This window comes from Pseudomonas sp. So3.2b (genome assembly GCF_019464415.1).
GTDB classification, from domain to species: domain Bacteria; phylum Pseudomonadota; class Gammaproteobacteria; order Pseudomonadales; family Pseudomonadaceae; genus Aquipseudomonas; species Aquipseudomonas shahriarae.
Genome location: NZ_CP080494.1, coordinates 4,907,907 through 4,925,174, shown reverse-complemented (window position 1 = coordinate 4,925,174; position 17,268 = coordinate 4,907,907). Strand labels below are relative to the sequence as shown.

General features: G+C 61.8%; 11 protein-coding genes. 3 read left to right on the top strand and 8 right to left on the bottom strand.

Going from position 1 to position 17,268, the window contains the following annotated elements; all coding sequences use genetic code 11:
- Positions 1 to 9 precede the first annotated feature (9 nt).
- Entirely contained in the window at positions 10 to 1,152 is a 1,143-nt protein-coding gene (gene lldD / locus K1X80_RS22115) for an FMN-dependent L-lactate dehydrogenase LldD (RefSeq protein ID WP_120734006.1), read from the bottom strand.
- Between the two features lie 108 nt (positions 1,153 to 1,260).
- On the opposite strand from lldD, the gene K1X80_RS22110 reads away from it, so the two are divergent.
- Both K1X80_RS22110 and nadA read left to right on the top strand, forming a co-directional pair.
- Complete coding sequence (locus K1X80_RS22110) at positions 1,261 to 2,151, top strand: LysR family transcriptional regulator (RefSeq protein ID WP_057440005.1); 891 nt, start codon at positions 1,261 to 1,263, stop codon at positions 2,149 to 2,151.
- Between the two features lie 220 nt (positions 2,152 to 2,371).
- Positions 2,372 to 3,430: a quinolinate synthase NadA gene (gene nadA, locus K1X80_RS22105; RefSeq protein WP_029300280.1), complete on the top strand. Its 1,059-nt coding sequence runs from the start codon at positions 2,372 to 2,374 to the stop codon at positions 3,428 to 3,430.
- A gap of 135 nt (positions 3,431 to 3,565) precedes the next feature.
- On the opposite strand, the gene K1X80_RS22100 is transcribed toward nadA, so the two are convergent.
- The 6 genes from K1X80_RS22100 to gcvH all read right to left on the bottom strand — a co-directional run bounded on the left by K1X80_RS22100 (position 3,566) and on the right by gcvH (position 10,720).
- Entirely contained in the window at positions 3,566 to 4,054 is a 489-nt protein-coding gene (locus K1X80_RS22100; RefSeq protein ID WP_029300279.1) for an RDD family protein, read from the bottom strand.
- Positions 4,055 to 4,150: 96 nt separating this feature from the next.
- A complete protein-coding gene (locus K1X80_RS22095; protein ID WP_029241865.1) occupies positions 4,151 to 4,363 on the bottom strand; it encodes a cold-shock protein in 213 nt (70 codons plus the stop codon).
- Positions 4,364 to 4,751: 388 nt separating this feature from the next.
- Entirely contained in the window at positions 4,752 to 5,876 is a 1,125-nt protein-coding gene (gene gcvT, locus K1X80_RS22090; protein WP_057960517.1) for a glycine cleavage system aminomethyltransferase GcvT, read from the bottom strand.
- A gap of 39 nt (positions 5,877 to 5,915) precedes the next feature.
- Complete coding sequence (locus K1X80_RS22085) at positions 5,916 to 7,292, bottom strand: L-serine ammonia-lyase (protein ID WP_057960516.1); 1,377 nt, start codon at positions 7,290 to 7,292, stop codon at positions 5,916 to 5,918.
- Between the two features lie 184 nt (positions 7,293 to 7,476).
- On the bottom strand, positions 7,477 to 10,326 hold the full coding sequence (gene gcvP / locus K1X80_RS22080; RefSeq protein WP_115128821.1) for an aminomethyl-transferring glycine dehydrogenase: 2,850 nt from the start codon (positions 10,324 to 10,326) through the stop codon (positions 7,477 to 7,479).
- 10 nt (positions 10,327 to 10,336) lie between these two features.
- The gene (gene gcvH, locus K1X80_RS22075; protein WP_057440003.1) at positions 10,337 to 10,720 is read right to left on the bottom strand and encodes a glycine cleavage system protein GcvH; all 384 of its coding nucleotides are present in this window, start codon (positions 10,718 to 10,720) and stop codon (positions 10,337 to 10,339) included.
- Positions 10,721 to 11,054: 334 nt separating this feature from the next.
- On the opposite strand from gcvH, the gene K1X80_RS22070 reads away from it, so the two are divergent.
- On the top strand, positions 11,055 to 15,734 hold the full coding sequence (locus tag K1X80_RS22070) for a hypothetical protein (protein ID WP_220172510.1): 4,680 nt from the start codon (positions 11,055 to 11,057) through the stop codon (positions 15,732 to 15,734).
- On the opposite strand, the gene K1X80_RS22065 is transcribed toward K1X80_RS22070, so the two are convergent.
- Positions 15,735 to 17,243 (bottom strand): sigma-54-dependent transcriptional regulator, encoded by a 1,509-nt coding sequence (locus tag K1X80_RS22065; RefSeq protein ID WP_057440001.1) that lies wholly within the window; start codon positions 17,241 to 17,243, stop codon positions 15,735 to 15,737.
- Positions 17,244 to 17,268: the final 25 nt, after the last annotated feature.

The window sequence follows — 17,268 nt, the reverse complement described above, 5'->3', positions numbered from 1 at the left end:
GCTGGCGGGTCAGATCTGCCCGCGCACCAGGATTGACTCATCAATCTGCGCAATCGACGTAACCCCGGTCAGGGTCATGGCCACGCGCATTTCCTTGGCAAAGATATCCAGCAGATTCTCTACACCGCGCTGGCCATCGGCAGCCAGCGCATAGGCAGGCGCTCGTCCCAGCAATACGCCACGGGCGCCGAGGGCGAGCATGCGCACCACGTCCAGCCCCGAACGCACCCCGGAGTCCACCAGCACCGTGAGGTCGCTGCCAACCGCCTGGGCAATCTCAGGCAGAGCCTTGGCGGTGGACAACACGCCATCGAGCTGGCGGCCGCCGTGGTTGGACACGACGATGCCGTCGGCGCCGAAACTCACCGCGTCCTTGGCGTCCTGTGGGTCGAGGATGCCCTTGATGATCATCGGGCCCTTCCAGAACTCGCGGATCCACTCCAGGTCTTTCCAGCTGATGGAGGGGTCGAAGTTGGTAGCGAGCCAGCCGATGTAGTCTTCAAGGTGGGTCGGTTTGCCCAGGTATTTGGAGATATTGCCCAGGTCGTGGGGGCGGCCCATCAGCCCTACATCAAGAGCCCAGGCCGGTTTGGTCACGGCCTGCAACATGCGCCGCTGGGCGGCGTACGGGCCGGACATGCCGGAATGGGCATCACGGTAGCGGGCGCCGGGGGTGGGCATGTCGACGGTAAACACCAGGGTTTTCACCCCGGCGGCTTGCGCACGCTCCAGGGCGTTTTTCATGAAGCCGCGGTCTTTCAGCACATACAGTTGAAACCAGATCGACTGCGCCGTCTGCGACGCTACTTCCTCGATCGGGCACACCGACACGGTCGACAGGCAAAACGGCACCCCTTTATTGGCCGCCGCGTTGGCCACCTGGACTTCCCCGCGTCGGGCAAACATGCCGGTCAGGCCTACCGGGCTCATGACCACCGGCATCGCCAGCGGTTGGTCGAACAGCGTGGTCTCCAGGCTCAGGCTCTCGACGTTGCGCAGGACACGCTGGCGCAGGCTGATGTCTGCCAGGTCCGAACTGTTGGCCTTGAGGGTGTGCTCGGCGTACGCGCCACCGTCAATATAGTCGAACAGGAAACGCGGCAGTTTGCGGCGTGCGGCTTCGCGGTAATCCGATGCGGACGAAATGATCATGAACAGTGAGGCCCCGGAATAAAGAAAACGGTGGGTGGAGGATAGTCAAAGGCATTTCATGGTAAAAACAACTTTTACAACTTCATTCAAGTCGCAAATGGAATAGTCATGAACCTGCGAACGCTGCGAGCCTTTGTCGAAGTGGTGCGCCAAGGCAGTTTCTCACAGGCGGCCGAGATGGTTTCGCTTACCCAATCGAGCGTCAGCAAAGCGGTCAAGACCCTTGAAGAAGAGTTGGGCACGCCGTTGTTCAGTCGTATCGGCCATAAGAGCGAACTGACAGCAGCCGGTGAAATTGCCTACCGCCGCGCCCTGGTGTTGCTCGCCGAGCGCAGTGACTTGGTCGCCGAGATCAACGACCTGCTGGGGCTCAAGCGTGGCGTATTGCGCATTGGCTTGCCGCCGGTGGGCAGTGGTGAATTGTTTGCGGCGATGTTTGCAGTGTACCGCCAGCGTTACCCACAGATAGAGATTGAGCTGATCGAGCACGGCAGCAAGAAGCTGGGCGAGTGCCTGCAAGCGGGGGAGGTGGATGTGGCTGCGCTACTGGTGCCGGTGGAGGGCGAGTTTGAGTATCAGGACGTGCGCGTCGAGCCGCTGATGGTCGTCCTGCCCAGCAGCCATCCATTGGCCGGGCGTGAGAGTGTGGATTTTTCCGACCTGTCCGACTCGCCATTCATACTGTTCGAAGCCGGTTTTGCCTTGAACCGCATCATTCTTTCCGCCTGCGAGCGTCGGGGTGTATCGCCGAAGGTTTCGGTGCGCAGCGCCCAGATCGACTTTATCGTCGACCTGGTGGGCGCGGGCCTGGGAGTCGCCTTCCTGCCGCGCATGCTGGCCTACAAACACTTGCATGCCGGCATTGCCCTGATTGCCCTGGATGAGCCTCAGACCGACTGGCATATTGCTTTGACCTGGCGGCGCAATGCTCATCTGCCGCCGGCTGCACGAGCCTGGTTGGACCTGGCCAGGGAAATGGGCAATGTCCCTGCGCCCTAAACGATGCCAATGTCGCGGGATATCACCCGTATGCTCCCGCCGGGTAGGCGTTTTGCGGCATATTAGGCTTTTGAATCCATTCGATATTCTGTAGCCTTGCGCAGCTTCACCTTAACCCGTGCTTGATGAACACAATCACTTCGTCCGGCGGCGCCCGAAGGGCTCCGGAGCCGGTGGTACACTCGACTTTCGCGCAACTGCGCCTGCAGGTCTTGCGAACATGACGCAAATTTCCGAACGCCTTCTGGTCCAAGCCCACCTCGATGCCAAGCAGCCCAAGGTGCTCAGTGCCGAGCAAGAGGCAAGCTTACGTTCTGCCATTGCTGCCGAGCTCAAGGCTCAAGACGCGGTGCTGGTGGCGCACTTCTATTGTGACCCGGTGATTCAGGCCCTGGCCGAAGAAACCGGTGGCTGTGTTTCCGACTCCCTGGAAATGGCCCGCTTCGGCGCCGCCCACCCGGCCAAGACCGTACTGGTCGCCGGCGTGCGCTTTATGGGCGAGACAGCGAAAATCCTCACCCCCGAAAAGCGCATCCTGATGCCGACCCTGGAAGCCACATGCTCTCTGGACCTGGGTTGCCCGGTGGAAGAGTTCTCGGCGTTCTGTGATCAGCATCCGGAACGCACCGTGGTGGTGTATGCCAACACCTCGGCGGCGGTCAAGGCCCGTGCCGATTGGGTGGTGACCTCCAGTTGCGCCCTGGAAATCGTCGAAAGCCTGATGGATAACGGCGAGACCATTATCTGGGGCCCGGACAAGCACCTGGGCACCTATATCCAGCGCCAGACCGGTGCCGACATGCTGCTGTGGGACGGTGCCTGCATCGTCCACGAGGAGTTCAAGTCCAAGCAGTTGGAAGACATGAAGGCGCTGTACCCGGACGCAGCGATCCTGGTACACCCGGAGTCACCGACCTCGGTCATCGAGTTGGCCGATGCCGTGGGTTCCACCAGCCAGTTGATTGCGGCGGCGCAGCGCTTGCCGAACAAGACGTTTATCGTCGCCACTGACCGCGGCATTTTCTACAAGATGCAGCAGCTGTGCCCGGACAAGGTGTTTGTCGAAGCGCCAACCGCCGGCAACGGCGCGGCGTGCCGCAGTTGTGCGCACTGCCCGTGGATGGCGATGAATACCCTGGAGCGCACGTTGCAATGCCTGCGGGAAGGCAGCAACGAGATCTTTGTCGAGCCGTCCTTGATCCCCCATGCCGTGCGCCCACTCAAGCGCATGCTGGACTTTACCCAGGCGGCCCGCCTGAAGCTGGCGGGCAACGCCTGATCCACGGCTGATGCAGCAAAAAATGTGGGAGCGGGCTTGCCCGCGATAGCGGTGGATCAGTCTGCACATGTAGTGACTGACACACCGCCATCGCGGGCAAGCCCGCTCCCACATTTAGATTTCATTGGCCTGGGGCTATTTCTTTTTCTTCGGGATCCGCACCAATTGCGTGTCCGAATAGATGTCATGCCAGGCCCGCTGTTTCTTGTCCACCAGCGACCAGATAAACCCCAGCCCCGCGCACAACCACGACGCAATCGACACCACAAAACGCAACAGCGCCTGCCACAGGCTGATGCGCGAGCCGTCCGCATTCTGCACACGTACGCCCCACACCTGCATGCCCAGGGTCTGTCCGGAATGGGTCCAGAACTTGGCGAAGAAGCCAAACAGCACAAAAAACAGAATCGTCGACAGCAACGGATCACCGTCCAGGGCGCCGGACTCCGAGAGCGTGCGCATCTTCGCTTCACCGACAAAGGCAATCCACACCAGCTTATAGAGGAAGGCGGTGACGATCAGCAGGGCGGTACACAACAGGAAGTCATAGAACATCGCTGCCAGACGACGGCCCAGGCCAACGGCGGGGAATTCGCCTTGGGGGCTTAGCAGGTGTTTCGACATGGCTCGGCTCTCTGGAGGAAAAAAGCCATTTTACGGACAAACGCACATAAAAAAGCCTCTGATGTCACCATCAGAGGCTTTTTGTCGCAGTAAGGATCAGGCTTCTGCTTGTACTTCGTCAGCCTGCATGCCTTTCTGGCCCTGCACGGCGATGAAGGTCACTTTCTGGCCTTCTTTCAGGCTCTTGAAACCGTTGCCCTGGATAGCGCGGAAATGCACGAACAGATCCGCACCGCTTTCTGGAGTGATAAAACCAAAACCTTTCTCGTCGTTAAACCACTTGACGGTACCGCTCTGACGTTCAGCCATTTTCTTATTTCCTTGACGCTAAAAATTAATGACAGCCCCTTTCACCTGAAAGAGTACTGGGCTGGGTTGCAGGAAAGTAAGAGACGTCGAACGGGTTGTAGCAAACTTTGGCTACTGCCCAGGTCCAGGTTCAAAGCGACCCATGCAAACACAGTGGGCAAACTCTACGACAACTAACACAGAAAAAACAAGCCCTCTGCAAGCCACGTATTTACTCGCCTTCATGACACTTCGGTCAACATTGCGGCACTGTGTTATTCGATAGCGTGGGTCACTTGTTATAGGTTAATCGATATAATATTGACTATCGTCAGTGCACTATTTTATGGCGGTTGCGTTACAGATTAGTGCAAATGAACACAACCGCGTTACTTATAGGAACAGTCGATCAGCCACGGTAGTAACGTTGTGGCACGAATGGCATTTTACTTACACGAAGTGGCACCTTTTTCCCACGCACTAATGCAGAGACTTCGCTCTCCAGCGCGGTAAAGGCCGTGTCGAGGTAGCCCATGGCGAGCGGGCCGCCGAGGCTCGGGCCAAAGCCGCCGCTGCACACACGGCCGATCACGGTGCCGTGTTCATCGACAATCTCGGCGCCTTCACGGACCGGGGTGCGTTCCTGGGGCAGCAGGCCAACGCGTTTGCGGCTGACGCCGGTTTGCTGCTGGGTGAAAATCCGATCTGCCCCCGGGAAGCCCCCGGCACGCGCGCCATCGGCGCGACGGGCCTTGGAAATCGCCCACAGCAGGCTGGCTTCAATCGGCGTGGTCTCGGTGTTCATATCGTGGCCATAGAGGCACAGCCCGGCTTCCAGGCGCAGGGAGTCGCGGGCGCCGAGGCCGATAGCTTCGACTTCAGTTTCGGCCAGCAGGCTACGGGCCAGGCTTTCGGCACTGGCCGCAGGCACCGAGATCTCAAAACCGTCTTCGCCGGTATAGCCGGAACGGCTGACGTAGCACTCGACCCCCAGCAGGCGCAGGGGCGCGAACTGCATAAAGGTCATCTTGGTCACTTCCGGCGCCAGGCGCGCCAGTACTTTCACCGCTGCCGGGCCTTGCAGGGCCAGCAGGGCGCGCTCTTCAAACAGTGGCTCGATCTGGCATTGCTCGCCCAGATGCTGGCGCAGGTGCGCCAGGTCCTGATCCTTGCAGGCGGCGTTGACCACCAGAAACAGCTCGTCGTTACCCAGGTTGGCGACCATCAGGTCATCGAGGATGCCGCCCTGGTCGTTAGTGAACATGGCGTAGCGCTGCATGCCCACGGGCAGGTCGATGATATCCACCGGCACCAGGGTTTCCAGGGCCTTGGCGGCGTTGGACCCGGTCAGGCGGATCTGGCCCATGTGCGACACATCAAACAACCCGGCCTGTTCACGGGTGTGCTGGTGTTCTTTCATCACGCCCAGGGGGTATTGCACCGGCATGTCATAACCGGCGAACGGCACCATGCGTGCGCCCAGTTCAAGGTGCAGGGCGTGCAGCGGGGTTTTCAACAGGGTTTCGGTGGACATATTCAGCTCCTGAAAAACGTGCTGGCGCGTTTATAAGCATCAGCACTCGATAATGTTGACGGCCAAACCGCCACGGGCGGTTTCCTTGTATTTGCTTTTCATATCGGCGCCGGTCTGGCGCATGGTGCGGATCACCTTGTCGAGGGACACGAAGTGCTGCCCATCACCGCGCAAGGCCATGCGCACCGCATTGATCGCCTTCACCGAACCCATGGCATTGCGCTCGATGCAGGGCACCTGCACCAGGCCGCCAATCGGGTCGCAGGTCAGGCCGAGGTTATGCTCCATGCCGATTTCGGCGGCGTTCTCCACCTGGGAGACGGTGCCGCCCAGCACTTCACACAAGGCTCCGGCGGCCATGGAACAGGCCACGCCCACTTCGCCCTGGCAGCCGACCTCAGCCCCGGAGATCGAGGCGTTTTCTTTGTAGAGGATGCCGATGGCCGCGGCGGTCAGCAGGAAGCGCACCACCCCGTCCTCATTGGCGCCGGGGATAAAGCGCATGTAGTAATGCAACACCGCCGGCACAATCCCGGCGGCACCGTTGGTGGGCGCCGTGACCACGCGCCCGCCGTTGGCGTTTTCTTCGTTGACCGCCAGGGCATACAGGTTGACCCAATCCAGCACCGACAGCGGGTCGCGCAGCGCCGATTCCGGGTTCTTGCACAACTGGCGATGCAGCGCGGCCGCACGGCGCTTGACCTTCAAGCCACCGGGTAGGATGCCTTCATTGCGACAGCCGGCCGCCACGCAGTCCTGCATGACCTGCCAGATCTTCAGCAGGCCGCTGCGGGTCTCGGCTTCCGGGCGCCAGGCGCTTTCGTTGGTCAGCATCACCTGGCTGATGGACAGCCCGTAGGTGGTGCAATGGCCAAGCAAATCCTTGGCGTGCTTGAAAGGGAAGGTCAGGGGCGTGGCGTCTTCGACGATCCGGTCGGCGCCGGCCGCGTCTTCATCCACCACAAAACCACCGCCCACCGAGTAGTACTCACGGCTGCGGATCTGGATGCCGGCTGCGTCAAACGCACGAAAGATCATGCCGTTGGGGTGGTAGGCGAGGGGTTTGCGAATCATCGCCAGGTGTTCTTTCTCGTTGAACGCAATGCTGTGTTCACCGAGCAGGTTCAAGCGAGCGTCGCCGCGCATCTGCACCAGGCGCGCGGCCACGGTTTCGGTGTCGACGGTGTCCGGGTGTTCGCCTTCCAGGCCCAGCAGCACGGCCTTGTCACTGCCGTGGCCTTTGCCGGTGGCGCCGAGTGAACCGTAGAGTTCCACCTTGACGCAGGTGGTGGCGTGCAACAGGTCGTCCCGCTTGAGGCCCTCGGCGAAGCGGGCGGCGGCACGCATCGGGCCAACGGTGTGGGAACTGGAGGGGCCGATGCCAATCTTGAACAGGTCGAACACGCTTAAAGACATGAGTTGTTCTCCGGTTTCTTATTATTGGAAGCAAGCTGTTCTGCGCAATGCGATCACTGTGGGAGCCGGGCTTGTGTAGGCGCTGGCTTGCCTGCGATGCAGACACCTCGGTCTATCAGTAGCTCCGAGGTGAGGCTATCGCAGGCAAGCCAGCTCCTACACTGACTGCGTCTCTTCAGTCAGATCACGCGTAGCTCTCGATCGACGGGCACGCACACACCAGATTGCGATCGCCAAACACGTTGTCGACCCGGCCGACCGGCGGCCAGTACTTGCCTTCGATCAACGACGCTACCGGATACACCGCCTGTTCACGGCTGTACGGGTGGCTCCATTCACCGACGATTTCAGCTGCCGTGTGCGGCGCGTTTTTCAGCGGGTTGTCGTCCTTGTCCAGCGTGCCGTTTTCCACCGCGCGGATTTCCTCGCGGATAGCGATCATGGCGTCGCAGAAGCGGTCCAGTTCTTCCTTGGATTCGCTTTCGGTCGGCTCGATCATCAAGGTGCCGGCCACCGGGAACGACATGGTCGGGGCATGGAAACCAAAGTCGATCAGGCGCTTGGCCACGTCATCCACGCTGATGCCGCTGCTGTCCTTGAGCGGGCGCAGGTCCAGGATGCACTCGTGGGCCACCAGGCCGTTGCTGCCGGTGTACAGCACCGGGTAGTGCTCTTCCAGGCGACGGGAAATGTAGTTGGCATTGAGGATCGCCAGCTGCGAAGCGCGCTTGAGGCCCGCACCACCCATCATGCTGATGTACATCCAGGTGATCGGCAGGATGCTCGCACTGCCAAATGGCGCCGCGCAGACTGCGCCTTCCTTGCGCTGCATGGCCGCGTGGCCGGGCAGGAATGGCGTGAGGTGCGACTTGACGCCAATCGGGCCAACGCCCGGGCCGCCACCGCCGTGGGGGATGCAGAAGGTCTTGTGCAGGTTCAGGTGCGACACGTCGCCGCCGAACTTGCCCGGGGCGCACAGGCCGACCATGGCGTTCATGTTGGCGCCATCGATATACACCTGGCCGCCGTTGTCATGGATGATCCCGCAGATTTCGCGGATGCCTTCCTCGAACACGCCATGGGTCGACGGATAGGTGATCATCAGCGCGGCGAGGTGCTCGCGGTGCTCGATGGCCTTGGCGCGCAAGTCTTCGATGTCCACGTTGCCACGGGCATCGCACGCGGTGACGACTACGCGCATGCCGGCCATGTTGGCGGTGGCCGGGTTGGTGCCGTGGGCCGAGGAAGGAATCAGGCAGATATCGCGGCGTTCTTCGCCACGGCTCTGGTGATAGGCACGGATCGCCAAGAGGCCCGCGTACTCGCCCTGGGAACCGGCGTTCGGCTGCAGGGAGATGGCGTCGTAGCCGGTGGCCGCGCAGAGCATGGCTTCCAGTTCAGTGGTCAGTTGCAGGTAGCCGGCGCTTTGCTCGGCCGGGGCGAACGGGTGCAGGGCCCCGAACTCGGCCCAGGTCACCGGGATCATTTCACTGGCAGCGTTGAGCTTCATGGTGCACGAGCCCAGCGGGATCATGGTGCGGTCCAGTGCCAGGTCCTTGTCGGCCAGCTTGCGCAGGTAGCGCATCAGCTCGGTTTCCGAGTGATAGCGGTTGAACACCGGGTGGCTGAGGATCGGCGATTGGCGCAGCAGCGCGGCCGGCAGAGTGCTGTCGACGCTGGCGGCGAGGGCGGCGAAGTCCGGCAGGGCTTTACCGCCTGCGAACACGCTCCACAGGGTTTCGATATCGGCCTGGGTGGTGGTTTCATCCACCGACAGGCCCAGGCGTGCCGCGTCCACGACGCGCAGGTTGATGCGCTGGGCACGGGCCTGGTCGTGCAGGGCCGCAGTGTTGGCGCCGGTGGCCAGGGTCAGGGTGTCGAAGAACGTCTCTTGTTCAACCTTGAAGCCCAGGGCACCCAGGCCTTTGGCGAGGATTGCGGCCAGGTGATGAATGCGCGTGGCGATCTGCACCAGGCCTTTGGGGCCGTGGTACACCGCGTACATGCTGGCAATGTTGGCCAGCAGTACCTGGGCGGTGCAGATGTTGCTGGTGGCCTTTTCGCGGCGGATATGTTGCTCGCGGGTCTGCATGGCCAGGCGCAGGGCCGGCTTGCCGAAACGGTCTACGGACACACCGACCAGACGCCCCGGCATGTCACGCTTGAACGCGTCCTTGGTGGAGAAGTAAGCGGCGTGCGGGCCACCAAAGCCCAGCGGCACGCCGAAGCGCTGCGCACTGCCGATGGCCACGTCGGCACCGAACTCACCCGGTGGGGTCAGCAGGGTCAGGGCCAGCAGGTCGGCGGCCACGGCCACCAGTGCGTTGGCGGCGTGGAAGCGCTCGGTCAATTCACGGTAGTCGAACACATCACCGTTGCTGGCCGGGTATTGCAGCAGGGCGCCGAAGAACGGGCTGACATCCGTCAGTTCACGCTCGTCGCCCACTACCACCTCGATGCCCAGCGGCTCGGCACGGGTGCGCAGCACGTCGAGGGTCTGCGGGTGGCTGTGCACGGAGGCAAAGAACTGGTTGCTGCCCTTGTTCTTGCTCAGACGCTTGCAGAAGGTCATGGCCTCGGCGGCGGCAGTGGCTTCGTCGAGCAGGGATGCGTTGGCGATCGGCAGGCCGGTAAGGTCACTGATCAGGGTCTGGAAGTTCAGCAGCGCTTCCAGGCGGCCTTGGGAAATCTCGGGCTGGTAAGGCGTGTAGGCGGTGTACCAGGCCGGGTTTTCCAGGAGGTTGCGCAGGATCGGCGACGGCGTGTGGCAGTTGTAATAGCCCTGGCCGATGTAGGTCTTGAACAGTTGGTTCTTGGCGGCGATGGCCTTGATCGAGGCCAGTGCATCGGCCTCGCTCAGGCCGTCGCTCAGGCCCAGCACGGCGGTGCCCTTGATGCTTTCCGGGATCACGCTGGCGCTCAAGGCTTCCAGGGAGTCAAAACCCAGGGTCGCGAGCATCTGTTGCTCGTCGTCCTGGCGCGGGCCGATGTGGCGGGCGATAAATTCGTTGGCGGTGCTCAGGTTGATACTCATGGCGCGCTCCTCAAGCTTCAGCGTTGGCTTTGATCAGGCGGTCGTACGCATCCTGATCCAACAGCTTAGCTACTGCATCGGCGTCAGCCGGTTTAAAGCGGAAGAACCAGCCTTCGCCCGTCGGGTCTTCGTTGACCAGTTCCGGGCTTTCGCTGAGCTGGTCGTTGACTTCCAGCACTTCGCCGGTCAGGGGCATGTACACGCCGCTGGCGGCCTTGACCGATTCCACAGTGGAGGCTTCGGCGCCCTGCTCGTAGGCCTGCAGCTCCGGCAGTTGCACGTAAACCACATCACCCAGGGCGTTTTGCGCGAACGCGGTAATACCTACGGTGACGCTGCCGTCAGCTTCGGCACGCAGCCATTCGTGATCTTCAGTAAAACGCAATTCGCTCATGGAAACTCCTCAGGGCCAGAATCGTCTGGTGGACGGGATTGGAATGGGAGAGTCCTTAGCAAAAATGCGGCCAATATAAATTTATTGTTATTAATCAATTGTTTATAGATATGTGGTGGTGAGTGAGGGGCACGCCCTGTAGCGAAATCGCTACGGATCGACAGTGGAAAAAAAGCCTATTTGGATCAAAGCCTTGCATGGCGAAGGCGGGCCAGACGTGTATTGAAAACGTTCCGCTGTAGCGTTTTCGATACGGCTGCGCGAGATGTATGTAGCGCACGGGCCGGCAGGGGGCGGCTTATTTTGCCGTTATCCAATGATTAGGACGCGCGGCATGAGCCATTCAATAGCGGCATTTCAGGGCACTTCCCAGCTAAACGCATCCCGCGACTTTCTCCGGCGCCTGTTTGCCCAGCGCCCGACGTTGACGCAAGTGGCCGAGTCCATGGTCCAGGACTGGATCGCCGACGGGTTCGCGGCCTCCCGTTTACGGGCCAACATCACCTGGATCGGCGTGAGGCAGCCCGCTCAAGCCGGCGCTGACAGCTATACCCAGCTCACGACCCTGGGTGATGCCTTGATCAGGCGCTGCATGAGCAGCGAAGTGCTGAACTACGTGGCCGGTCATCACTACCTGTTGGTCAGTTCCATAAGCCATGGCCTCGTGCCGATAACCGATGTGGTGTCGGTCGATGATATTGAGTTCATGCTCAACGCCCTGGCCCCCCAGTTGCTCGCCGGTTTTAACGCAAGGCTGGTGGCCTACTGGAACGCGCCTGCCCCCGGCGATGCAGGGCTTAGTCGCTGGGGCGCAGTCGGCACGCAGTTGCGTGAGTGTTTGCTCAGCGCCCGGCAGACTCCGCCCCTGACACCGCAGCAAGCAAGCGCGCTGCTGGGGCTGGGGGACGGGCCGCAGGAACTGTGGGGCCATCAGGTGGACCGGCAAGCGCTGGGCGGGGCCGATGTGCTGCGGATCTATCAAGTCTATGCCGGCCAGGAGGGGCGGCCCGGCGAGTGGCTGCCGTTGTTGGTCTTGCAGCGTCAGGTCGCGCAGCAACAGGTCAACCTGGTTTATGTTCCCGCGATAAGCCTGCTCAAACTGACTGCGTTGGACGAGTTGGGCAGCCTGCTGCCACGCTACATGAGCCACTACACCCCTGGACTGCTCGTCAATTGGGTGCTCAAGGAGCCGCAAGGTGATGTGTTCGATGCACAGGCCCAGACCTTGCTGGAGCGCCAGTTAAGGGCGTTGCAGCAGCTCAATTGGTCGGCCCTGCCCGGCGTCGACAGCTACAAGCGCCTGTTCAGCCAACTCACCGCACCCGAGGTGTGGTTCGAGGGCGACTATCTCCAGCAGCCCCACGAAGAGCAGTTGCCGCTGTGGTTGCAGGTCGCCAGCGGGGCCGACCGGAACACCTACGGCCAATGGCTGGAGCGTCTGGCAGACCTGCAAAAACGCACGGGCGGTGCATCGTTTCTCGACGGGCTGGAGCCGATTGACGTGTATGCCCGCCATGCGCTGCAACGCCAGATGCACCTGGATTTCCCGCAAGAAGCCGCGATCAATCCGGATGATTACCTGCTGACGTTTGAACGCACCCAAGGCGCCACGGTGGGCTGGACGCAGCGCACCACCAAGTCCTTGACCTCATGGTCGTTGGAAAACCCCTTTGCAACCCCCTATGCCAGTGTGCAGATCGCCCATCAGGCGGCGCCGGGGCAGGAGGTTGCCGGGTGGATCAGGCCGGCGTACCTGGAAAAACTGATTGAGACGGTCGATGTGGGGCGGCATTACCCCGCGCTACTCAAGCGGGCGCTGGTGTCGGACCCGGCAGAGTCTGCACGGCGCCGACGCTTGTTTGTCGAGCAGATGGCCTTGCAGCTTCCATTGCGCGCCCTTGAGAACAGCCTGCGCCAACGCAACGGGTTTACCCCGCCCGGCGCAGAGGTGGTGCAAGCCTTGCTGCAGAGCGACCCGCTCAAGCGGGCGGTCGGTAACCAGGTGATCATCGCCCGGCCCTTGGCTTTTCTGACGCATGCCGGGGGAACGGTGCATAAAGCCAGCAACCTGTTTGTCATCGGTCCGCGGGATAACAGCCCGTTGCCCCATATTCTGTACCGGCCTGATCAGGCCGAGGCGCTGCTCCAGCAGTTCGCCAGCCGCCAGGCGCTGCTCGACGAGATCACTCGAACGGGCAGTGACCTGCAGGCGGTGGTGCTTGAGCAACTGTCTGAAAGCAGCCGCGCATTGTTTGCCAACGGCGGGTTTTCAAGCCCCCATGTCCAGCGCTTTCTACAGGGGGACGAATACAGCGAGCACGCTGCGGCGAGCCCGGCATTGCTCAGCGACGAGCCAGTACCTGGGGTGTTTCTTGAGACGGTATTTGATGAAAACGCCAGGAGCCTTTGGCAGTCCGCCGAAAAACGCGCCACCTCTATCGAGGCGCTGCGTTGGACGCTGTTCAAGAATAATCTCTGGCAGATCTTCAATGCCCTGCTGCCCCTGCTCAGGGGATCGGTGGCAGTGGCGGGGTGGTTGTCCCAGGTGTATGTCAGCTTTCGCACGGTGCTGGCTTTGCCGGCCGCAGCCAGTCAGGAAGACACCGCCGGTGCCCTGGTCGATTTGCTCGGCAGCCTGGCCGGCCTGCTGTTGAGCCCGGTGGTCAGTCTTGATCAGCGTTTGCGGTTGAGTGAGACCCGGTCACTGTCTACTGGCGCGATCGAAACCACGGCGGTCAGGCATGTCCAGCAGACGCCCTCGACCTTTGCCTGGCAGCGTTCACTGGCCGATGTCACGGGCATGGACTTTTCCTGGGCCAACGCGCGGTTGCGCCTTGATCCCGCGCAACAGGCACAGCTTGAGACCTTCCGCTGGTCCCCAGGGCAGGGCGAGCAGTGGCCGGGAACGCCCACGGTCAGCTCGCCAGACAGCCCTATACGCGGCCGGGTCGCGGTGCGGCGCCCCGGCGGCACGGTCAGCCATGAAGATTACCTGTTGATTGACAGCCAGCTGTATGGGGGCAAGCAGGTGGATGGGCGTTGGCGCATCGTGGACCTGAGAACCCCCCTGCGCGCCGGCCCCTGGCTCAGGAAAGATTCACGCGGGGTGTGGAAAGTCGACCTGGGCCTGCAATTGCTCGGTGGCCATCCCAAGCTGTCGGCTGCCAGCCGCCGCGCCAATATCCAGCGTCAGAACCAGATGTTTGAACGTCATTATCAAGAGATGACGGAACGCCTGATGGAGGCTGAAAAAGCCGCGGCGGCCGCTGAAGAGCGCTTTGAACACGCCCACGGCGGCGATCAGCAAAAACTCTTTGATCCATCCCTGCAAGCGCTGCGGGCCAGCTATCTGACCGCCCTGGAGAAACAAAGCCGGGCGCAGTTCAACCGGCTGGACGCGTTGATCGCAAAAAATGCCAACAAACCCGTGGAGCGGTTCGAGCCGGAAAAGATCCTGCAGTTGGAGGACCTTGTCCAGACCCTGCGTGTGCAGATGGTGATGCTGATCGCAAACCGCTCGAACGAGGTGTTTCCCGGTGAGCGTCGCAGCCAGTTGGGTGAACAGCTGGAGCATGAAGACGTAGCCGTTGTTCAGGCTGCGCACCACACGCTCGTCGAGTCGATGCAGACAATTATTGGCTACAACGAGCAACTGATCGACTTGAGCATCCTGGAGCGAAACAACTATGCCAGGCTGGCCCAAGTACCCGGGTATGACTCGCGGCCTGAAGCCTTGCTTCCCTCCACACTTGGCACGCCGCTGGACTGGAAGTCGCTGCAGTTGAAGGCATTGGGCGGGGTGATAGTGCGCAGGCCGCCGAAGCCCGAGGAATATGAGGATTTCATCCGGATCGGCTCGTTGGTCGATGAGGCGACCCAATCGGTGCAGTCACAAAAAAACCTGCAGGAGGCAGGCCCCCTGAGTGTGCAACAGCGCATCGACGGCTATGACGCGATTTTGCTCGACTATGACAACACCCAAGCGTCCCTGCGTGAGTACGGCGACATGGATTCCGACCTGCTCTATGAGGGCAGCATCGAGCGCTTGAATCGCATGCTCAACGCCTTGGAGCATGAAGCGCGCGGTTCCCTGGCGGCGCTGCTGCGTGAGCGCGAGCAGACTCCTGCACGCGCGCCCGGGCCCGCGCTTGGCTCTGGCAAGCGCCTGATCCGTGACCGCAAGAGCCGCTATCTGGTGGGCCAGGTTCGGGCGCGTACGCCGCAGATGAACGAGCACATTGTCGATGTCATCAACCCGGTCGATCAGAGTGTGGTGGCGAGCTTTCGGCAGGCACCTGGCAGTGATGAGTTTGAGGCAATCACCCAGGCCAGTACGCCGCCAGTGCGCCCGGTGCGTTCCCTGGAAAGGCTCAGGGACGATGGGCGCAAGCTGCTGGCGCGCCAGTCGACTGTGCTTGAGCAGACGCGTAACGAAGCGCGCCTCTCCAGCCAGCCCGCCAGCGTCGAGGCCCGGTTGTTACGGCATGCCGGGAAAATCAATGGGGTGGCCGATAAGATCCGCAAGGCCCTGGGGCAGGAGCAAAGCCAAACGCAGGAGCCCCTGCTCAAGGAACTGGGTCAGGCCTCCAGCCGCCTGGCGGAGCACGGCAGGCTGATCCGTATCGAGATGGTCAAGCGCCTGGCGCCTGATGAAGAGGGGATTGCTTACCTCAAGAGCCAGAATGAGGTGCAAATCCTACCGATAGAGGGGCGCATAGCGCTTAAACGGGAGAATGATTTCCTGCAGGAATACCTGGTCAAGGACACTGGCGGCAAGGTATTGGCCTACGCCCATTTTCATTACCGCACACGCGAGGCGGCCAACGCGCCATACAGCGCCGGCCATTTGAAACGGCCGGAACAACGCTTTATGAGCTTTCGCAGTCTGGCCGACAAGACCGACAGCGATGTGATTGCGATCTACTATTCGCGGATCAGTCCAGCCATGGCCCAGCAGCTGTTTTTCAGCGCGACGGGGGCGGTGATCCAGCGTGGACGCAGGGTCCTGTGGTGATCAGGGTTTGCCGGGGATGCCGTATTTGCGCAACCGATGGGCGATAGCGGTGTGAGACGTCTGTAGACGGTTGGCCAACTGACGTGTCGAGGGGTAGGTGCTGTAGAGCTTTTCGAGCAGGCTGCGCTCAAAGTCCTCGACGGCCTGCTCCAGGCTGTTCACTTCGCCGTCGCTCTGGCGGGCGACCGAGGTGCCGGCAATATCCAGGTCGCCAATGTCCACCAGGTTGCTTTCGCAAATGGCGGCGGCGCGGAAGATCACGTTCTGCAACTGGCGCACATTACCCGGCCAGCGGTTGCCCAGCAGCGCCGGGTAGGTGCCCGGTGCCAGGCGGCAGACCGGGCGCTGGATCTGCGCGCAGGCCTGCTGCATGAAGTAGCGGGCCAGCAGCAGGATGTCCTGGCCACGTTCGCGCAGGGGCGGCACTTCCACATTCAGCACATTGAGGCGGTAGAACAGGTCTTCGCGGAAGGTGCCTTCGCTGACCATCTTTTCCAGGTCGCGGTGGGTGGCGCTGAGGATGCGCACATTGACCTTGACCTCGCGGTCGCCGCCGACCCGGCGAAAGCTGCCGTCATTGAGAAAACGCAGCAGCTTGGCCTGCAAGTACGGCGACATCTCGCCGATCTCATCGAGAAACACCGTGCCCTGGTTGGCCAGTTCCATCAGCCCTGGCTTGCCGCCGCGCTGGGCGCCGGTAAAGGCGCCGGGGGCGTAGCCGAACAGCTCGCTTTCGGCGAGGTTTTCCGGCAGCGCCGCGCAGTTCAGCGCCAGGAACGGTGAGCTGTGGCGTGCGCTGATGGCATGGCAGGCGCGGGCCACCAGCTCTTTGCCGGTGCCGGTCTCGCCCTGGATCAACAGCGGGGCGTCGAGGGCCGCCACCCGTTGCGCACGGGTCTTGAGGGTGCGGATGGCCACGGACTCGCCCAGCAACGCATCGAAGCCTTCGGCATGGTCATGGTGCAGCGCCGAGAGCCGCTCGCCGATGCGATTGGGTTGGTACAACGTCAGCAGCGCGCCGGCATCGGTAATCGGCGTGGCATCCAGCAGCAAGGTCTGGCCGTTGACGCTGATCTCGCGCAGGGGCAGGCGAAAGCCATGTTCGAGCAAGGCCTCCAGCAGCGCCGGATCGTCAAACAGCTCGGCGATACTTTCGCCAGCCGGCTCGCGGCCATAGAGGGCGATCAGCGCCGGGTTGGCCAGCAGCACCTTGCCGGCGCTGTCCAGGGCCAGGACCGGGTCGGTCATGGCCGCCAGCAGGGCGTCGAGTTGCAGGTGGCGGCGCTGGCCGGGAAGGATATCCACCACCGTCACCGCCTGTACGCCATGGACGCTGAACAGCGCGTCGCGCAACTCTTCCAGCACCTCCACGCTCAGGGTCGGTGCGTCGATGTAGACGTTGGGCGGGATCATCTCCACCGCATCCAGGTTGAGATTGCGCCCACCGAGCAGGGCCAGGACTTCCTGGGTAATGCCGACGCGGTCGATGAAGCTGACGTGGATACGCATGGGGCGGACTTTGATTCTGCAATGC